This is a genomic window from Acinetobacter sp. CFCC 11171 (genome assembly GCF_003268405.1).
In the GTDB taxonomy this organism is placed as follows: Bacteria; Pseudomonadota; Gammaproteobacteria; order Pseudomonadales; family Moraxellaceae; genus Acinetobacter; species Acinetobacter amyesii.
In genome coordinates, this window is sequence record NZ_LQXP01000019.1 from 1 (window position 1) to 17,601 (window position 17,601).

General features: G+C 40.6%; 12 protein-coding genes, 1 rRNA gene and 1 pseudogene. 12 read left to right on the forward strand and 2 right to left on the reverse strand.

Features of this window, described 5'->3' with window-relative positions; genetic code table 11:
• Positions 1–91 precede the first annotated feature (91 nt).
• The 6 genes from rrf (at position 92) to AVJ20_RS10295 (ending at position 6,619) form a co-directional block, all read left to right on the forward strand.
• Positions 92–206: ribosomal RNA gene (rrf, locus tag AVJ20_RS10270) — 5S ribosomal RNA — on the forward strand.
• Between the two features lie 625 nt (positions 207–831).
• Entirely contained in the window at positions 832–2,205 is a 1,374-nt protein-coding gene (locus AVJ20_RS10275) for an MFS transporter (RefSeq protein ID WP_111885140.1), read from the forward strand.
• A gap of 361 nt (positions 2,206–2,566) precedes the next feature.
• The gene (locus AVJ20_RS10280; protein ID WP_111885185.1) at positions 2,567–4,012 is read left to right on the forward strand and encodes an aldehyde dehydrogenase family protein; all 1,446 of its coding nucleotides are present in this window, start codon (positions 2,567–2,569) and stop codon (positions 4,010–4,012) included.
• Positions 4,013–4,127: 115 nt separating this feature from the next.
• Positions 4,128–4,658 carry a DUF1287 domain-containing protein gene (locus AVJ20_RS10285; protein ID WP_416240545.1) on the forward strand — a complete coding sequence of 177 codons (531 nt, stop codon included), beginning with the start codon at positions 4,128–4,130 and terminating at the stop codon, positions 4,656–4,658.
• Between the two features lie 367 nt (positions 4,659–5,025).
• Positions 5,026–6,510 carry a sodium-dependent transporter gene (locus tag AVJ20_RS10290; RefSeq protein WP_111885142.1) on the forward strand — a complete coding sequence of 495 codons (1,485 nt, stop codon included), beginning with the start codon at positions 5,026–5,028 and terminating at the stop codon, positions 6,508–6,510.
• A 1-nt stretch (position 6,511) separates the two neighbouring features.
• On the forward strand, positions 6,512–6,619 hold the full coding sequence (locus tag AVJ20_RS10295) for a methionine/alanine import family NSS transporter small subunit (protein ID WP_078194501.1): 108 nt from the start codon (positions 6,512–6,514) through the stop codon (positions 6,617–6,619).
• Positions 6,620–6,694: 75 nt separating this feature from the next.
• On the opposite strand, the gene rsmB is transcribed toward AVJ20_RS10295, so the two are convergent.
• Positions 6,695–8,002, reverse strand: coding sequence for a 16S rRNA (cytosine(967)-C(5))-methyltransferase RsmB (gene rsmB, locus AVJ20_RS10300; RefSeq protein ID WP_111885143.1), 1,308 nt, complete (start codon positions 8,000–8,002; stop codon positions 6,695–6,697).
• A complete protein-coding gene (gene fmt / locus AVJ20_RS10305; RefSeq protein WP_111885186.1) occupies positions 8,002–8,961 on the reverse strand; it encodes a methionyl-tRNA formyltransferase in 960 nt (319 codons plus the stop codon). Before fmt ends, rsmB begins: the two co-directional genes overlap by 1 nt.
• A gap of 437 nt (positions 8,962–9,398) precedes the next feature.
• Here fmt and ilvD (AVJ20_RS10310) point away from each other — a divergent pair, with 437 nt between their 5' ends.
• The 6 genes and pseudogenes from ilvD (AVJ20_RS10310) to AVJ20_RS10335 all read left to right on the forward strand — a co-directional run bounded on the left by ilvD (AVJ20_RS10310) (position 9,399) and on the right by AVJ20_RS10335 (position 17,446).
• Positions 9,399–11,228, forward strand: a complete 1,830-nt coding sequence (gene ilvD, locus AVJ20_RS10310) for a dihydroxy-acid dehydratase (protein WP_111885144.1) — start codon at positions 9,399–9,401, stop codon at positions 11,226–11,228.
• 686 nt (positions 11,229–11,914) lie between these two features.
• A complete protein-coding gene (gene ilvD / locus AVJ20_RS10315; protein ID WP_111885145.1) occupies positions 11,915–13,600 on the forward strand; it encodes a dihydroxy-acid dehydratase in 1,686 nt (561 codons plus the stop codon).
• Between the two features lie 151 nt (positions 13,601–13,751).
• Positions 13,752–15,074, forward strand: coding sequence for a hypothetical protein (locus AVJ20_RS10320; RefSeq protein WP_111885146.1), 1,323 nt, complete (start codon positions 13,752–13,754; stop codon positions 15,072–15,074).
• On the forward strand, positions 15,055–15,342 hold the full coding sequence (locus AVJ20_RS10325; RefSeq protein ID WP_078191648.1) for a chorismate mutase: 288 nt from the start codon (positions 15,055–15,057) through the stop codon (positions 15,340–15,342). Before AVJ20_RS10320 ends, AVJ20_RS10325 begins: the two co-directional genes overlap by 20 nt.
• 146 nt (positions 15,343–15,488) lie before the next feature.
• Positions 15,489–15,939, forward strand: a pseudogene (locus AVJ20_RS10330) (PAAR domain-containing protein).
• Positions 15,932–17,446, forward strand: coding sequence for a PAAR domain-containing protein (locus tag AVJ20_RS10335; RefSeq protein ID WP_111885147.1), 1,515 nt, complete (start codon positions 15,932–15,934; stop codon positions 17,444–17,446). The pseudogene AVJ20_RS10330 and the gene AVJ20_RS10335 overlap by 8 nt, the downstream one beginning before the upstream one ends.
• Positions 17,447–17,601: the final 155 nt, after the last annotated feature.

Below are 17,601 nucleotides of genomic sequence, written 5' to 3' on the forward strand. Positions count from 1 at the left end.
AAGTACTTCTGTTAATAACTCATTTGGTAGAAAACTTAGCACGAAGAGCACTGCTCTGAGATTAGACTAAGCAAGTATCCATAACAGTTGTGCTGGCGACAATAGCAAGAGTGAACCACCTGATCCCTTCCCGAACTCAGAAGTGAAACCTCTTAGCGCTGATGGTAGTGTGGGGTTACCCATGTGAGAGTAAGTCATCGCCAGCTCATTATTCGAAACACCCCCTGACTAGTGCAGGGGGTGTTTTTTTATGCGTGAGGGAAAGGGAAATAGGAAGAAAAGAAAAAGCACAAAACAGGGAGATGATAAAAATATTGATAGATTGAGGCTTGAATTATCTAAAAATGGATGATTATTAGACAAAAAACGCATTCAAAAATGATTAATCAGGAGAATTACTAGCTTAAAATGCCGGAAAATCTGAATGTAAGTCAGCTAAAACAACAGTTTAAATGCCTAATTATCGACTTAAGTGATGGCTGATGACTTATGATTTAGAAATCTACGACTTAGATCGTAGAACTGCGATTTTTTTCTATAAAATTTGAGTTTTATTCTGACAATTTTCATATCAAATAATCTATCGTCTGATTGTGATTTAGCTTCTAATAACACATTGATAATTAATCATTATTAAAACTAGACCCGCAGTCCATCGATTTTTTTATGTATAAATATTTCAAAAATATCTAAGTTTTTATGACATTTTATTCCCAAATGACATAGATATATCTGAAAGGTATGGGTCTATACCTTTGTAATTTTGGACAATTTACATTGAAAAACGGCATTGTAGCGAAAAATAAAACTCACAATTGGAGGTGAGGTTCAATGTCTACAAGCACAATGAATGTGAATAGCGTTGTCGATAACGCTAAGTTCACAAAATCGCATTTCAGCATCATGATGTGGTGTCTAATTCTTATTTTATTTGATGGTTATGACTTAGCGATCAATGGTGTTGCGCTGCCTTTATTGATGAAAGATTGGGGATTAACAGCTGTTCAGGCAGGCATGCTTGCGAGTACAGCACTTGCAGGGATGATGTTTGGTGCCATGATGTTTGGTACTTTGGCTGATAAGATTGGCCGTAAGAAAGTCATCATGATCTGTGTATTTTTATTCAGTACATTCACATTTCTAGGCGGTTTTGCATCAAATCCTACTGAATTTGGTGCTTTACGTTTTATTGCTGGACTTGGCATTGGTGGAGTATTACCGAACCTTGTGGCATTGACGTCTGAATATGCACCTAAGCATCTACGCAGTACTTTAGTGACCACTATGTTCAGTGGTTATGCAATGGGTGGCATCATGGCCGCTCTATTTGGTTCATGGTTTACTGCGGATTATGGCTGGCAAATCATGTTCTTCATTGCGGGTATTCCACTGTTACTGTTGCCATTTGCTTGGAAGTTTTTACCTGAATCGCTCACATTTTTGGTGAAGGTGAATCGTCACGATGAAGCTCGTAGGATGATTCAAACCATTGCACCAGAGCAAACGGTGACTGCAAATACTCAACTTGAACTGACTGAAGTTGCTGTTCCGGGTGGAGCGTCTGTTAGAGCATTGTATAAGCAAGGTCGTGGCATAAGTACGATGTTGTTTTGGCTATGCTTTTTTATGTGCCTATTAACTCTGTATGCATTAGGTAGTTGGTTACCAAAACTAATGATGGCCGCAGGTTATTCATTAGGTAGCAGTTTGACGTTCCTATTGGCGATGAATATTGGTGCGGTAATTGGTACGATTGGGGGAGGTATCTTAGCGGATAAGTTCCATTTAAAACCGGTGATCATTACATTATGTCTGGCAGGTGCTGTGGCATTATCTTTACTCGGCTTTAATTCTCCACAGCCTGTGATCTACCTTTTGGTTGCAGTGGCAGGTGCATCAGCAATTGGTTCTCAAATCTTACTCTATAGCTATGTTGCACAGTATTATCCGCTGTCTGTTCGTTCTACAGGTATTGGTTGGGCATCTGCTGTGGGGCGTACAGGTGCGATTGTTGGCCCGATTCTGATCGGCTATTTATTATCACAAGAATTGCCACATCAAATTAATTTTATGGCTGTGGGAATTCCAGTAGTCATCTCAGCGATTGCAGTGTTCTTTATTCGCAAAGCGCAAACGGATGAAGAAGTTGCTGCTTTAGAAAATGTGAATAAGGCTTCAGTGAAAACACAACGTTCGTATAGCTAAATCATAGATTTAAAAAGCCCGTCATTTGATGGGCTTTTTTCATGTTGTATTCACATTTTTTATTATTAATTTAGTTTTGAAGAATTTATTAATATTATGATAAATAATGAGATTTTTTATTTTAAATAACTTTTCTAATTTAATGTCATTGTTATATAGAGACTCGATCATACGTTTTTCAGTGCAAGCAGAGGTTTGAAAATAGGGGATGAAGTTCAGGCCGGATAAGTAATCAAGTTTGAGGCTTGTGGTTCATTTTGTTACTTAAATATAGTGAACTCTGGGCTCAGTCAGCGCATGATATAGGGCATAGATTTATTCACATTTATCAATAATGTCTCAAGATCATGGAAATATCGTCATGTCCAAAGCCGTACAAGATATAAAAGACTATCCGCTCTATGTTGCAGGTAAAGCAGCGACTACCGATCAGTGGTTAGAAGTGAATCAAAAATATACCCAAGACGTATATGCACGCGTTGCACTCGCAGATGCTGCAACCATTGAAAAAGCCATTGATTCAGCGGTTAAATCTAGCGCTGCAATGGCGGCATTGGAACCTTTTCAAAAACAAAAAATCTTACTGCACTGTGTTAAACGTTTTAATGAAATGCGTGCAGAATTGACTGAAATTTTAATTGCGGAAGGTGGAAAACCGCGTAAAGCCGCAGCTGCTGAAGTTGAACGTTTAATCAATACCTTTCAAATTGCTGCCGATGCTGTCACACAGATGGATGATGGTCGCATGATCCCATTGGCGGTTACCGCAGCAGCATCTGGATATCAAGGTATGGTCAAACATGTGCCAATTGGTCCTGTATCGTTGATCAGCCCGTTTAATTTTCCGATCAATCTTACTGCGCATAAAATTGCACCTGCCATTGCCGCAGGCTGTCCATTTGTGCTGAAACCTGCAAGTTTGACGCCTATTTCAGCTTTAAAAATTGCGGAAGTTTTAGCAGAAACAGATTTACCTAAAGGTGCTTTTTCGGTTTTACCTTGTCCACGCGAACATGCAGACGTCTTGGTCACTGACGACCGATTTAAACTGCTCAGCTTTACCGGTTCCGATGTAGTCGGTTGGGATATGAAAGCGCGTGCGGGACGTAAAAAAGTGACTTTAGAACTTGGCGGTAATGCTGCGGTATTGGTTGAGCCTGATACTGAAATTTCAACGGCATTTATTGAACGTTTAGTCGGTGGGGCGTATAACCATGCAGGGCAGGTGTGTATCAGCGTACAACGCATCTTGGTGCATGCCGATATCTATGCCGATGTGAAGAAAAAACTCGTGGCGAGAATGAAGCAACTTAAAGCCGCTGATCCTCATTTGGAAAGCACCATGGTCGGTCCAATGATTAAGGAAGCAGAAGCAACACGCGTACATAAATGGGTCGATAAAGCAGTAAAAAAAGGTGTTAAAGCATTGGTTCGTGGTGAACATCAGGGTGCATTGCTCGATCCAATTTTATTAGAAAATGTCGATGAATCATTGGAAGTGTATAAAGATGAAATCTTTGGCCCTGTAGCGATTTTAGAAAAATACAAAAATTTTGAAAAAGGCATCGCCAAAATTAATAGCAGCCGTTTTGGTTTACAAGCGGGTGTCTATACGCAAAATTTGAATAAAATGTTGTATGCGTGGAATCACTTAGAGGTTGGTGGAGTGATTATTAATGATATTCCATCTTTCCGTGTCGATAACATGCCATATGGTGGCGTAAAAGATTCTGGCTTAGGCCGTGAAGGAATTCAGTCTGCCATTCGAGATATGCAAGAAGAACGCGTATTGGCGATAAAACTGTAGTCGTTTAAACATGGGCTTGGTTCAGCATGATTGTGTTCGAAGCCCAGTTTTTAATCATTTCAAAATCTAAGGTGAATAAAAAAAAATGAAACGAATTTTATTATTGGTCAGTTTGATGACCGTGAATATGGCTGTCTTTGCCTTTAACGCCACTCAAATGGTGACGGATGCACGCAGTCAGATTGGGAAAACCTTATATTATGATCCTGCGTATACTGCACTGCGTTATCCGATGGGAGATGTCCCTTTAATCAAGGGTGTTTGTACCGACGTGGTAATTCGTGCATTACGACAGCAAGGAATTGATTTACAACAAGCCATTCATGAAGATATGAAAGCCAATTTTAAGCAGTATCCACAAAAATGGGGCTTAAAAAGTACTGATAAAAATATTGATCATCGGCGTGTTCCCAATATTCAAACCTGGATGCTACGTCAGGGCTTTGTTGTCAAAGATAAGCAGTATTTGGCCGGAGATATTGTCACTTGGGACTTAGGGCGTGGTTTAGTGCATATCGGTGTGGTTTCAGATCGTAAAGTGAAAGCTAGCGGTGTTCCGCTGATTATCCATAATATTGGAGAGGGCACACAGGAAGAAGATCTTTTGTATGCTTATCAAATTACCGGACATTATCGAGTGAAATAACTTTAAAAATTTAATTGGAAATAAAATATTCCTAAAAGTTATATTATTGATAACTTAAATTGTATGAAAAATAAGCTGATTAAATGAACATTTAAGCCTAAACACATTATAAAAATGGAATATTTGCCGTAGAAATTACAGAAAAACTTAAAAAAAGTGAGTATTGTTAATTCATACAAAGGGAAAGTTATTTGTGGTGTTTTTAACCAAAATGCGCATGTGATTTTTCTGTTTGCAATTTGGTATAGACGCTCACAAGGTATCTCACCAGATCAAACACCCAGAATTTTATTTTTATGGTTCTTTTTTTGCTCGCGATATAACCATAACAAGCAGCAGTTAAAGATGCCTGAGGTTTAGGTGTTCTATGTCAGATAATCGTGAAAACTGGTCGGCACGATCAGGATTTATCATTGCCGCTATTGGTTCTGCTGTAGGTTTGGGAAACATTTGGCGTTTCCCTTACGTGGCATATGAAAATGGTGGCGGTGCATTTTTAATTCCCTATTTAATTGCAATTTTTGCAGCGGGTTTGCCTTTATTATTCTTAGATTATGCAGTGGGGCATAAATTCCGAAAAGCACCGCCTACTGCATATAAAAAACTTATGAACAGTGAGGCATTAGGCTGGTGGCAAGTGATGGTGACACTCATCATCGGGATCTACTATGCCAGCGTATTGTCATGGGCCGGCAGTTATATTTTCTACTCAATTGGTCAAAAATGGGGTGAAGATACGCAAGGCTTCTTCTTTAATACCTACTTGCAAAATGCCGATGGAATTGCCTTTGGTTTTGTACCGACCTTATTTTTTGGATTGGTGATTGTTTGGGCGATTACCATGTTCATTTTATATGGTGGTGTGAAGAAGGGGGTAGAGCTTTCGAATAAAATCTTTATTCCATTGTTGGTGATTTTGTTCTCGATTTTGGTGATTCAAGCGGTACGTTTACCTGGTGCTACAGAAGGTTTAAATGCATTCTTTACGCCAAACTGGGATGCGATGACTGACTATAAAGTATGGTTAGCAGCCTTTGGTCATATCTTCTTCTCGTTATCGATTGGTTTCGGGATTATGTTGACCTATGCGTCTTACTTAAAAGCAAAAACCAACTTGACCGGTTCAGGTGTAGTCGTTGCATTAGCCAACTCATCATTTGAAATTTTAGCGGGTATTGGTATTTTTGCGGCATTGGGCTTTATGGCGCATAGTGCGGGCGTACCTGTAAATGAAGTGGTTTCAGGCGGTATTGGTCTTGCGTTTATTGCTTTCCCGAAAATCATTTCTAGCTTAGGTGCTGGCGGCGATTTATTTGGTTTCTTGTTCTTCTCGTCACTGGCTGTAGCAGGGATCACCTCAATGGTGAGTATTTTGGAAGTGCCAATTGCGTCGTTCCAAGATAAATTCGGCTGGTCACGTAAAAAAGCCGTAACGATTGTGGCAGGTGGTTCTGCCATTGTATCAACCTTAATTTTCTCAACGCATAGTGCAATTACTTTTGTTGACATCATTGACTACTTTGCCAATAACATTGGTATCGTGGCGGGTGGTTTGTTCTCGATTATCTTGGTGTCTTGGTTCCGTCGTCCATTGCTTGCGCAATTACGTGATCATGTGAATCAATATTCAAGTATCAAATTGGGCTTTGGTTGGAACTTCTTATTAACGGTTGTTACTCCGCTTTCATTATTAGTAGCTTTAGGCTTAACCATTAAAGACGTTGCATCTAAAGGCTATGGTGGTTATCCAGTTGACGTGTTATTGCCTGTAGCCGGTTTAGTCATTGCGATCTTTGTGCTTGGTGCCATTGTATTTAGTTGCATGAAAGACAAAAACCCTGAGGAGAAATAACATGAATACATCTGCATTAATCATGATGATCATTTCAATGGTTTTGCTTTGGGGCGGTTTGATCTTAGCGTCGATCCATTTAGCAAAACATCCAGATGAAGAAGATTAAGCTTCATCGTTGATAAAAAAAGGAACCCTCGGGTTCCTTTTTTATGTGGTGCTAAAAAGCAAATTCTATTGCAGATTAAGCTGTTTTTTGAATACGACAGTAGAAGAAGCCATCGCCATAACCCGCTTTCGGGAACAGTTGACGACCATGAATTTGTTCAACACCCCAATCCGCTTCAATTTTAATTTCTTGGGCATCGGCATGATTGGCAAAGAACTCAACCATTTGCTGTTCATTTTCAGCTTTTAAAATTGAGCAAGTGATGTAAAGCAGCGTACCGCCAACTTTAAGCTGCTTCCACATGTTTTCCAAAATTTGCTTTTGTAATACTACAGTTTTTGCAATGTCGCCCGATTGACGTAGTAAACGAATGTCAGGATGACGACGCATTACACCGACAGCAGTACATGGGGCATCGAGCACGATACAATCAGCAAGTTCAGGAGCAGTATAGGTGATGGCATCGGCAGTTTGGATTTCGACATGTGTACCATCGAGATCCAAACGATCAAGGTTTTCAACCACACGTTTTAGACGCTTTTCATCTTGATCCAGTGCAATGAGTTTCTTCGGTTGGAAAGTCTCTAAAATATGTGCGGTTTTACCACCCGGCGCAGCACAAGCATCAATCACAAATTTACCATCGAGATTTGGTAATAGTGTTGCACACAGTTGAGCATGTTCATCTTGTACCGAAAAACCACCTGCTTCAAAGCCCGGTAAACTTGGAATATGTAGGCTTTCGTCCATCACAATACCGACATTAGAGAGTTCACAGCGATGTGCATCGATGCCTTCATCTTCCAAAATATCAAGGTATTCGTCACGGCTGACTTGGCGTGTATTAACACGTAAAGTCAGTGGTGCAATTTGCTTAAGCTCATAACTAAGTTCATCAAATTGTTCGCCCCAGTCTTTTTTCAGACGTTTGGTTAACCAACTTGGTAAATTGGTGGCTTGTTCAAGTACGTCGTAGAACTGTTCTGTTTCACGTGTTGCACGGCGCAAAATTGCGTTGATTAAGCCACTTAGACTTCCCATACCCAATTGTTTTGCAGCTTCCACCGTTTCAGAAATTGCAGCATGAGCTGCGACACGGGTACACAACAATTGGTACAAACCAAGGTATAAACAGGTTTCAACCACTTGGTTATCTACCGGTTTAGACAGAAGCGGTAAAGTCAGTTGTTTCAATGCATACCATTGACGTAAACAACCGAGCACCAATTCATGGAATAACGCACGGTCTTTATCTGACACGATATTCATTTGCTGCGCGAGTACCGATTGCAGCGATTGACCATTTTGGACAGCCAATAACGTCTTCACTACCTGAGCACGTAAATTAAGGTCTCGGGTCGAGGCGTTGGGAGATTGCTTCATTATAAAATTTGTCCAATAGTCAATTTTTGGGTTTGTAAAATTTGTACAGGGTTGAGTGGTTTAGCACCTGGCCATTGTAAAGAGGTCAAAATAATCACGCTGCCATTGGCACAGGCAACGTGTATGCCTTTTTTGTCGATGGCAATGATTTCACCTGCTTGAGCGTTCGGTGCAGACACAGCAGAAAGTTCAGAATGCCAAACACGTAAGTTGTTTTGTTCATCCAACTGAATAAAGGCTACCGGCCACGGATTAAAGGCGCGAATATTACGATCGATTTGTACAGCATCGATGGACCAATCAATTTTTGCTTCGGCTTTTGAAAGCTTATGTGCATAAACCGTTAACGCTTCGTCTTGGACTTCACGGCTGTCCAGATATTGCTGCAATGTTTGTTCAGTGTCTAAAACGGCAGCAATTGCAGTTGCACCTTGCTCTGCAAGTTTGTCATGCAAAGTTGCAGAGGTATCCGTTGCTTCAATCGGGCAGATGGTTTTATACATCATGTCGCCAGTATCGAGTCCGGCTGCCATTTTCATAATGGTGACACCTGTTTCAATATCACCTGTTGCGATGGCACGTTGAATCGGTGCTGCACCGCGCCAACGTGGCAGCAATGAGCCATGAATATTTAGGCAACCATATTTCGGGGTATCTAGCACCACTTGCGGCAAGATCAAACCATAGGCTGCAACCACCATAACATCGGCATTTAAGGCCTTTAATTCCGCTTGTGCGGCTAAACCTTCTTCAGTCGATGATTTGAAATGAAGGGGTTGGTAAACAGGAATATGGTGCTCTAAAGCCAATTGCTTTACGGCAGAAGCTGTGAGTTTTTGTCCACGTCCAGCTTTGCGGTCAGGTTGAGTGTATACCGCAACAATTTCATGTTGTGTGTTGAGCAAAGCAGCTAGTGCTGTTGCGGCAAATTCTGGCGTACCGGCAAAGATGATTTTCAAAATGAATGAACCGAATCTGTGTTGAATATGTGGATTATAGCAAATGATTAATGCGTAATTTAGAACATTAGAAATTGATTTTTGCAACTTTGAAGCTGTGCAAGCTCAATGATTTCATAACCCAAAATCGCAAATTTGCAATTTTTAAATAAATTATATTTATATAAAATTTAAAAATTATTCATGAAAGTTTTGTATTGTGCAGGCATTGATGGCGGTATAGTAGATTTCAGTTAAAAGATTTTTGTCGTCAAATCACTCGGTTTTATTTATAGACCCATCTGCCCAAATCTCAGCTTAAAAAGCCATCTTTAAAAACAATGGCTTGGTGTATGATAGGTTTAAAATTCGACTGATTTTACATCATTGTCAGTATGATTTAGCCAGAGTGAATCTGTAGGATTCATTTCAAGCTCAAACTTTGTTGGAAATATAAAATGCCTGACTATCGTTCAAAAACATCGACACACGGAAGAAATATGGCGGGTGCGCGCGGCTTATGGCGCGCAACTGGTATGAAAGATGAAGACTTCGGTAAACCAATTATTGCCGTCGTGAACTCATTTACTCAATTTGTACCGGGTCACGTTCATCTTAAAGACCTTGGTCAACTCGTGGCGCGTCAAATTGAGCAAGCAGGCGGTGTAGCTAAAGAGTTCAATACCATTGCAGTCGATGACGGTATTGCGATGGGTCATGATGGCATGTTGTATTCATTGCCTTCACGTGACTTGATTGCAGACTCAGTAGAATACATGGTGAGCGCGCACTGTGCCGATGCCATGGTATGTATTTCCAACTGTGACAAAATTACTCCAGGGATGTTGATGGCGGCAATGCGTTTGAACATTCCAGTGGTATTTGTCTCTGGCGGCCCAATGGAAGCGGGTAAAGTCAAAATCCGTGGCAATGACAAAGCGATCGACTTGATTGATGCCATGATTGTGGCTGCAGATGACAACTATACTGATGAAGAAGTTGCTGAATACGAACGTTCTGCATGCCCAACTTGCGGTTCATGCTCAGGTATGTTCACCGCAAACTCAATGAACTGCTTAACAGAAGCATTGGGTCTGTCTTTACCGGGTAACGGTTCTACATTGGCAACACATGCAAACCGTAAAAAATTATTCGAACGCGCAGGCTCTTTAATTGTTGAATTGGCTAAACGTCATTATGAACAAGATGATTACAGCGTTTTACCACGTGAAATGGTGACCAAAGCCTCGTATGAAAATGCCATGACTTTAGACATCGCGATGGGTGGTTCAACCAATACCGTTCTACACTTGTTGGCTGCAGCCAATGAAGCTGGCGTTGATTTCACGATGGACGACATTGACCGTTTGTCTCGTAAAGTGCCTGTACTCTGTAAAGTTGCACCTGCGAAGAACGACGTGCATATGGAAGATGTACACCGTGCTGGCGGTATCATGTCCATTCTCGGTGAATTAGACCGTGCAGGCTTATTAGACACATCTGTGGGTACTGTTCACGAAGCAAGCTTAAAAGATGCTTTAGATAAATGGGACATTATCCGTACTGAAAATGAAGATGTATACCAATTCTTCCGTTCAGCACCAGGCGGTGTACCAACGCAAACTGCATTTTCACAAGATCGATATTACCAACGACTAGATGGTGACCGTGAAAATGGCGTGATCCGTAATGCTGAACATGCGTTCTCGAAAGACGGTGGCTTAGCTGTGCTTTACGGTAACATTGCGCTCGATGGTTGTATCGTAAAAACTGCGGGTGTAGATGATTCAATCTTGAAATTCAACGGTACTGCACGTGTGTTTGAAAGCCAAGATTCAGCAGTAGAGGCGATCTTGGGTAATGAAATCAAAGCCGGTGATGTGGTTGTGATTCGCTATGAAGGCCCACGTGGTGGTCCGGGTATGCAAGAAATGTTGTACCCAACCAGCTACTTAAAATCGAAAGGTCTAGGCAAAGAATGTGCGTTATTGACTGACGGTCGTTTCTCGGGCGGTTCGTCAGGCCTGTCTATTGGTCACGTTTCACCTGAAGCAGCAGAAGGTGGTGCAATTGGTTTGGTGGAAGATGGCGATTTAATCGAAATTGATATTCCAAACCGTACCATCAACCTTGCTGTTGATGAAGCAACCATGGCCGCTCGCCGTGCAGCGCAAGAAGCTAAAGGTTGGCATCCAGTGGAAGAGCGTCCGCGTAAAATTTCGAAAGCATTGAAAGCCTATGCAATGCATACCACGAGTGCGGCGAAAGGCGCAGTACGTGAAATCTAAATTTTAGATCTCCAAATAAAAAAGCACTCCACATGGGGTGCTTTTTTAATTTACATCCACATAACTTGCATTGGATACGAGGAAATGTCATCCGCAACTGTCTGAGGCAAACGGTAATTTAAAAGTGAATGTTTCTGCGATCATTTTTTTAGTTGCAAACAGTTGCCGAGTTTTGCGGATGACAAATGGTTTTGGTTACTTTGCCGAAACAAAAGTAACATACGAGCTCCGAAAATTAGCTTTTATAGAGGTAAGACTCCGCTGTAATCAGCTTTTAAATGAAATAATGGGACAATAATTCTAAGTTATAGATTTCTTAATCTGATTAAAAATAATGTTTCTTGAAGCAACTAAATAAAATTTAATAATTAGTGGATGTCATTAAAATTCTAAAAAGACAGCCTCGAATAGTAGCTATAATTTATATGGCTTTGTGTAGGCAATCCCTTACTTTTGAAAGATCCAAAGTAACAAAAATCTTTTGTTCTGCTGATATGGCATCCCTGCCATACAGGAAAACAGCGACATCCATGTCGCTTTGTCATGTGATTGAATGGTATTGCATGCGCTAAAAATCTCTTTTGTTGAGATGTAATTTCTTTTACATGCCGAGCGCTTTCTATACAATAAATTTAAAAGAACCCGCCAAAGCTGAAGCCAAAATCAGCCATCGCCAAGGAAGAACAATGAGTAAAAATAATATCCGTGAACATTCCGCTCCTGTTTATGAAGGTATCGAAAATGCACCTGCACGTTCCATGATGCGTGCCACGGGCTTTCAAGATGCAGACTTTAAGCGCCCATTTATTGGCATTGCTTCGACTTGGGCCAATGTCACGCCGTGTAATATGCATATTGATGGATTGGCGCGTAAAGCTGAAAGCGGGGTGAATGCTGCAGGCGGTAAAGGCATTATTTTCAATACCATTACGATTTCTGACGGCATTTCCAACGGTACAGAAGGCATGAAGTATTCATTGCTATCGCGGGAAATTATTGCCGATTCCATTGAAGCTGTGGTGGGCTGTCAGGCCTATGATGGCGTAATTGCCATAGGCGGCTGCGACAAAAACATGCCGGGCTGTATCATGGGTTTGGCGCGATTAAACCGTCCGGGCCTGTTTATTTATGGTGGCACCATCAAACCCGGAGCAGGGCATACCGACATGATTTCGGTATTTGAAGCAGTGGGTCAGCACGCCAAAGGCGAAATTAATGAAATTCAGGTCAAGCAGATTGAAGAAGTCGCGCTGCCGGGGCCGGGTTCGTGCGGCGGTATGTATACGGCCAATTCGATGGCTTCAGCGATTGAAGCCTTAGGCATGAGCTTGCCAGGTTCATCGGCGCAGGAAGCAGTTTCAGCAGATAAAATTGAAGATTGCCAACGCGCAGGTGAAGCCGTAATGAACCTGCTGCGTCTCGATATTAAGCCGCGCGACATTATGACCAAAGCTGCTTTTGAAAACTCGATTAAAGTGCTGATTGCTTTAGGCGGGTCAACCAATGGCGTGCTGCATTTGATTGCCATGGCGCATACTGCAGGCGTAGAACTCTCTTTAGATGATTTTGTGCGCATCGGTAAAGATATTCCTGTGGTGGCCGATGTGCGTCCATCGGGTAAATATTTAATGTCGGAATTGATTGCCATTGGCGGCATTCAACCGCTAATGAAGCGCATGCTGGATGCAGGTATGCTCGATGGTTCTTGCCTGACGGTCACAGGCAAAACTTTGGCAGAAAACTTAGCCGATGTAGCAGACTATCCTGCAGGTCAGCAAATTATTCTGCCGTTTGATGCACCGATCAAAAAGGATTCGCACTTAGTAGTGCTCAAAGGCAATTTATCACCGACAGGTGCGGTGGCTAAAATTACCGGTAAAGAAGGGCTATATTTTGAAGGGCCTGCGCGGGTATTTGAGGGTGAGCAGGGTGCCATGCGCGGTATTTTAGATGGTGAAGTACAAGAAGGCGAAGTGGTGGTGATCCGCGGTGTTGGACCCAAAGGCGGGCCGGGTATGCCTGAAATGCTGAAACCGACTTCAGCGATTATTGGTAAAGGTCTAGGCAAATCCGTCGCACTGTTGACTGATGGGCGTTTCTCGGGCGGCAGCCATGGTTTTGTGATTGGTCATGTGACACCAGAAGCCTATGAAGGCGGCCCAATTGGCTTGGTCAAAAACGGCGATAAAATATCAATTAACGCTGAAACGCGTGAAATGACTTGGCATGTGGCTGAGGATGAACTTGCCGCACGTCGTGCGGCCTGGGTCAAACCGAAACCAAACTATACCCACGGCGCATTGGCTAAATTTGCCAAGTTGACCTCTGGTGCGGAAAAAGGTGCGGTGACTGACCTAAATCTAGACGTCTAATCCATTGTTAAACATTGAACATTCAGCCCTGACTTGATATAAGTTTTGCACAAGGCTTATATCTCATTTAAAACAGCTTCATAATAGAAGTTGAATTTTAAGCATGTGCTGGCAGGTTCGGCACAATTCATCATTTTGAGGCAAAAAACGCATGTCACTGTTACGCCGTTGGTTCGATCCAATCCGATCGAGTTGGTTTTATCAGAAACCGACCCGACAAGCGGTGTTACCCACGGAACAAGGTCTGAGTGTTTATCTTCGACTGGATGATGTCTATAGCTATTTGGCTGCTCAGCAACTGCCTCAATTAGAAGAAATTCTCAGTGATGAAATTAAACCACTGAAAGTGATTATTTGTCGTCAGAGTGCTGAACCTCCTAATCAAATGTCATCGATAGAATGGCAACAATATTGTCTGAATGATGCCCAAATTTTAGCGCGGCAGCATCGTTTTAGTTTTCATGAAACACCTGAACAACCGACCGCTGAAGCTTTAGAACAAGCCGAAATTATTCTAAAAAATACCCCATTACGCGGCCAAGACTTTCTCTATTTACTTGAAGATGTGTTCCACATGCTGTGGCAAAAGCAGTATGGCAAGCTGAGAACACTGTACGCGATGGCCAGCCGTCATCATAAAGCGCAAGATTTTCCAGAACGGATCTTTTCTGACTTAGCAATTTTGACGGGGTATTTTGAATTTGGCGAACGTAAGTACCATGCTGTAGATGATTTACTGCGTTTAACGCGCCGTTTAAAACAACAAAAACTCCTGACAGATAACCCGATCTTTATGATCAATCATATTGAATGGCGTGAGCACCTGATCAGTGATGCAGAAGAGCTGAATGAAATTCAGGGACTCGATCCTGAGCTTGATCTTTATATCGCGATGGAAGATCCGATTTCATGGTTACTGTTGGCTTATATTCGTGAGGAATTGGCGGACTATTATAATATTCAGCTGAATGTGTATCCATTGTCGTATCACGGTCGTGATTTGTTTGACTGGAGTTTGGCAACACGTCTGTCTAAACGGACCGAAGTTAAGTTCACACCATTTTGCCGGCCTACAGAAGCTGCGACATTAGCTATGTCACAGCTTTACTACAGTGCACCTGAAGAGCAGCGTATTGATGTTATGTATCGCATTTTGGAAGCCGTATGGACCAAAGGGCGTGATTTATCCTTCAAAGCACATTTTCAGGCTTTACAGTATGAGTTAGAGATTTCTGAACTGACTACTAACGATATTGCTGAAAAATTAAAAGAAAATGATATGCACTGTGAGATGAAGTCACAGCCCGATTTTCCTGTTTTAGAATTACGTATTGCAGGTCAAAGCTATGTATTTAATAGCTTATACCGCGTTTGGATGATTGAAAGTATTTTCAGTAATGTGTTAGAAGAGAAGTATAAAAGTGAAAACACCGCTGAAAGTGAAGCCAGAGAAGATGAAGAAAGAAAAAGTTGAGTCATTAGAGCAAGCCCGCGCACAGATTGATGTGATTGATCAGGGGATTATTGAGCTCATTGCTGCACGTCAGTTTTATGTCGATCAAGCGGTGCGTTTTAAGCGTTCAGTACAGGATGTTCAATCACCAGAACGTGTCGAAGCGGTGATAAGTAAAATTCGTCTACAAGCCACAGAGCACGGTGTAAATGCAGATATTGTGGAACGTTTATACCGCGATATGATTCAGCATTTTATTCAACGTGAGTTGAAAGAGATTCGACCGTAATTTTTAGTTTTTGAGATTAGATCAAATTTATTAATGTTCTTTTTTAATATCACCAACTGAAAAGATGATGATTTGATTTACATTTTGAAATTTTATTAATTTTTTTATTTGTTATTCTACTTCTAATTACAATAATTGGATCTAGCATGACTAGCCCTACTTTTTTGCATGAACTATCAGAAGAACAGCTAAAAAAAACTTTCTCAAGACGATATTCAAAAGATTCACCAAGCAGAACAACTCTATTGGAATCATAAGCCGCATACCAAATATTATGCAGCTTTTAATGGTTCAAAAACAAAAAAAGGTGGGTTAGTTCGAGCATCTAATCATGCTTATAAGGTCAACGGGATCTCTTTAGCTTTGGTCGGTGATGAAGCTATATATTTAGATGGTTCGACAGCAAAAATTATCTCCGGCGCAGGATTTCTTCTAAATGTTGATGGCAGGGCCGCAGCACTTATCGGATCATTATTAGAAAATGGCGATGAAATTATTGATAGTCCGGTCACTTCCCATGTTTTACGCTTATATCATGATGCAACTATCCCTGAAGGTTTTATGAATCCAACTTTGGGAGACTCAAATAATGTCTAAAGGATTTGGCATTCATGGCTCAACAACAAGTCACGGTGGGACAGTCATGTCCACGCAGTCCCGAAGTTCACAGATGGGGAATCTCTTTCTTCGTGCGGGAGATGGTTTCGCCTGTCCAAAATGTAAAACTTGGTCTACCTTAATTAAGAGTAATGATCATGTGATTTTTGATGGAAAGGCAGTGGCTTATGTAGGTGATAAATTTACTTGTGGGGCTTCATTGATGCCAAACCAAGTACATGTTGTTGGGACTAGTGGTGGAATAAGTTCATTAAATAGCCCAATTTTTAAGCCAAGTATGTTGCAGAATAATTTAACGAATAGTTTTGTAAGTGATAAGAAAAAATATGAAAATTACTATATAGAGAGAAACCAAACTGATTATGTGAAATTTAAGACTGCGATCCCTCCATATGATGAGGATAAAAAAGGATTATTTGGAATTGTTGCACAATTAGCCTCTGGAGTATGTGATTTTATTGTTACGTATATTGTTAAAAATAAAGAACTTTTTGTAACGGTGTCATATATGCCGCCGGTGGTTAAAAATGATGCAAGTAAAATTATTCCGCGTGCGACCCTAAGACTATTTAAAGAAAAAAATAGAAAATTTGACTTGTTAAAAACTCAAGAGTTAAAAATTGCTAATGGTATTTGGAATACTGAAAAAGGAAAAGAGCCAGTTGGATCTTGTAATATCAACTTACCTGAACCTGATATATCACTCTTAAAAGTTGAATTAGATTTGGGATATATACTGAAGTTTGATGGTGGAACAGTTACACCAATTCCTAGTTTAAACTCATACCTTTACCTTAAACTCCGCAGCGAGAGAAGTTTGATGAAGCATTTTTTTATTTTCTTAACCTTATTTTTTATATTTGGTAGTACTGCTTGCTCGTCTGAGAAAATTAGTTTGAATCAGCATGAAGTTAAAGAAGCTCAAAAAAAAGAATCAATTTCAACGCTGTCTAAAGAAGATACAGCTATAATAAATGATTATAAAAATACTATTAATAAACTTAATCTGAGAGATAAAGAAAACGCAGATAAAGTAATGAAAGATAGTTTGTCTGAAATAAAAAAGATCACGAATGATCAAGAACGACAAAAGATTGAAATGCAAATCTACTTAGCAACAGGCATGTATGAAGAGGCTTATAATCTTAATCATAAAATGTTAAATGACTCTTTCAGTCAGGAACTTTTAGTGACTCAGTGTGAGTTAAGCTATTATGCTAAAAGATCGAAAGATGAATATGAAAAATGTTATTCCGATTTAGCATTGATTTTAAAAGAAGAATTAAGGAAAGTATCAAAAAATGACCCTCAGTATATTTATGGTGAGTGGGGCTATTTGCTATCAATGTATAAATCTGGGAACGTTGAATATAAAAATAAAATAAAAAAATTTATTGATTCGATTCAAGATGAAACGGTGAAATATCAATTCGAAAGTTCTTATGAATTAGCTGAAGAGCAAATGAGTAGTTATGACAGTAATTAAAGTAAATTGTAATTACTTTTTTATTGAATCCAACTACCTTGTCTATAGTTGATTTTAAGCACAGCCTCAACTTTTTATTGAGGCTCTATTCCAAAAACACTGATTTTTCAAAGCGTCTGAATTGCTTAGCATAGAGCCAATTCTTCAGCGAGTTT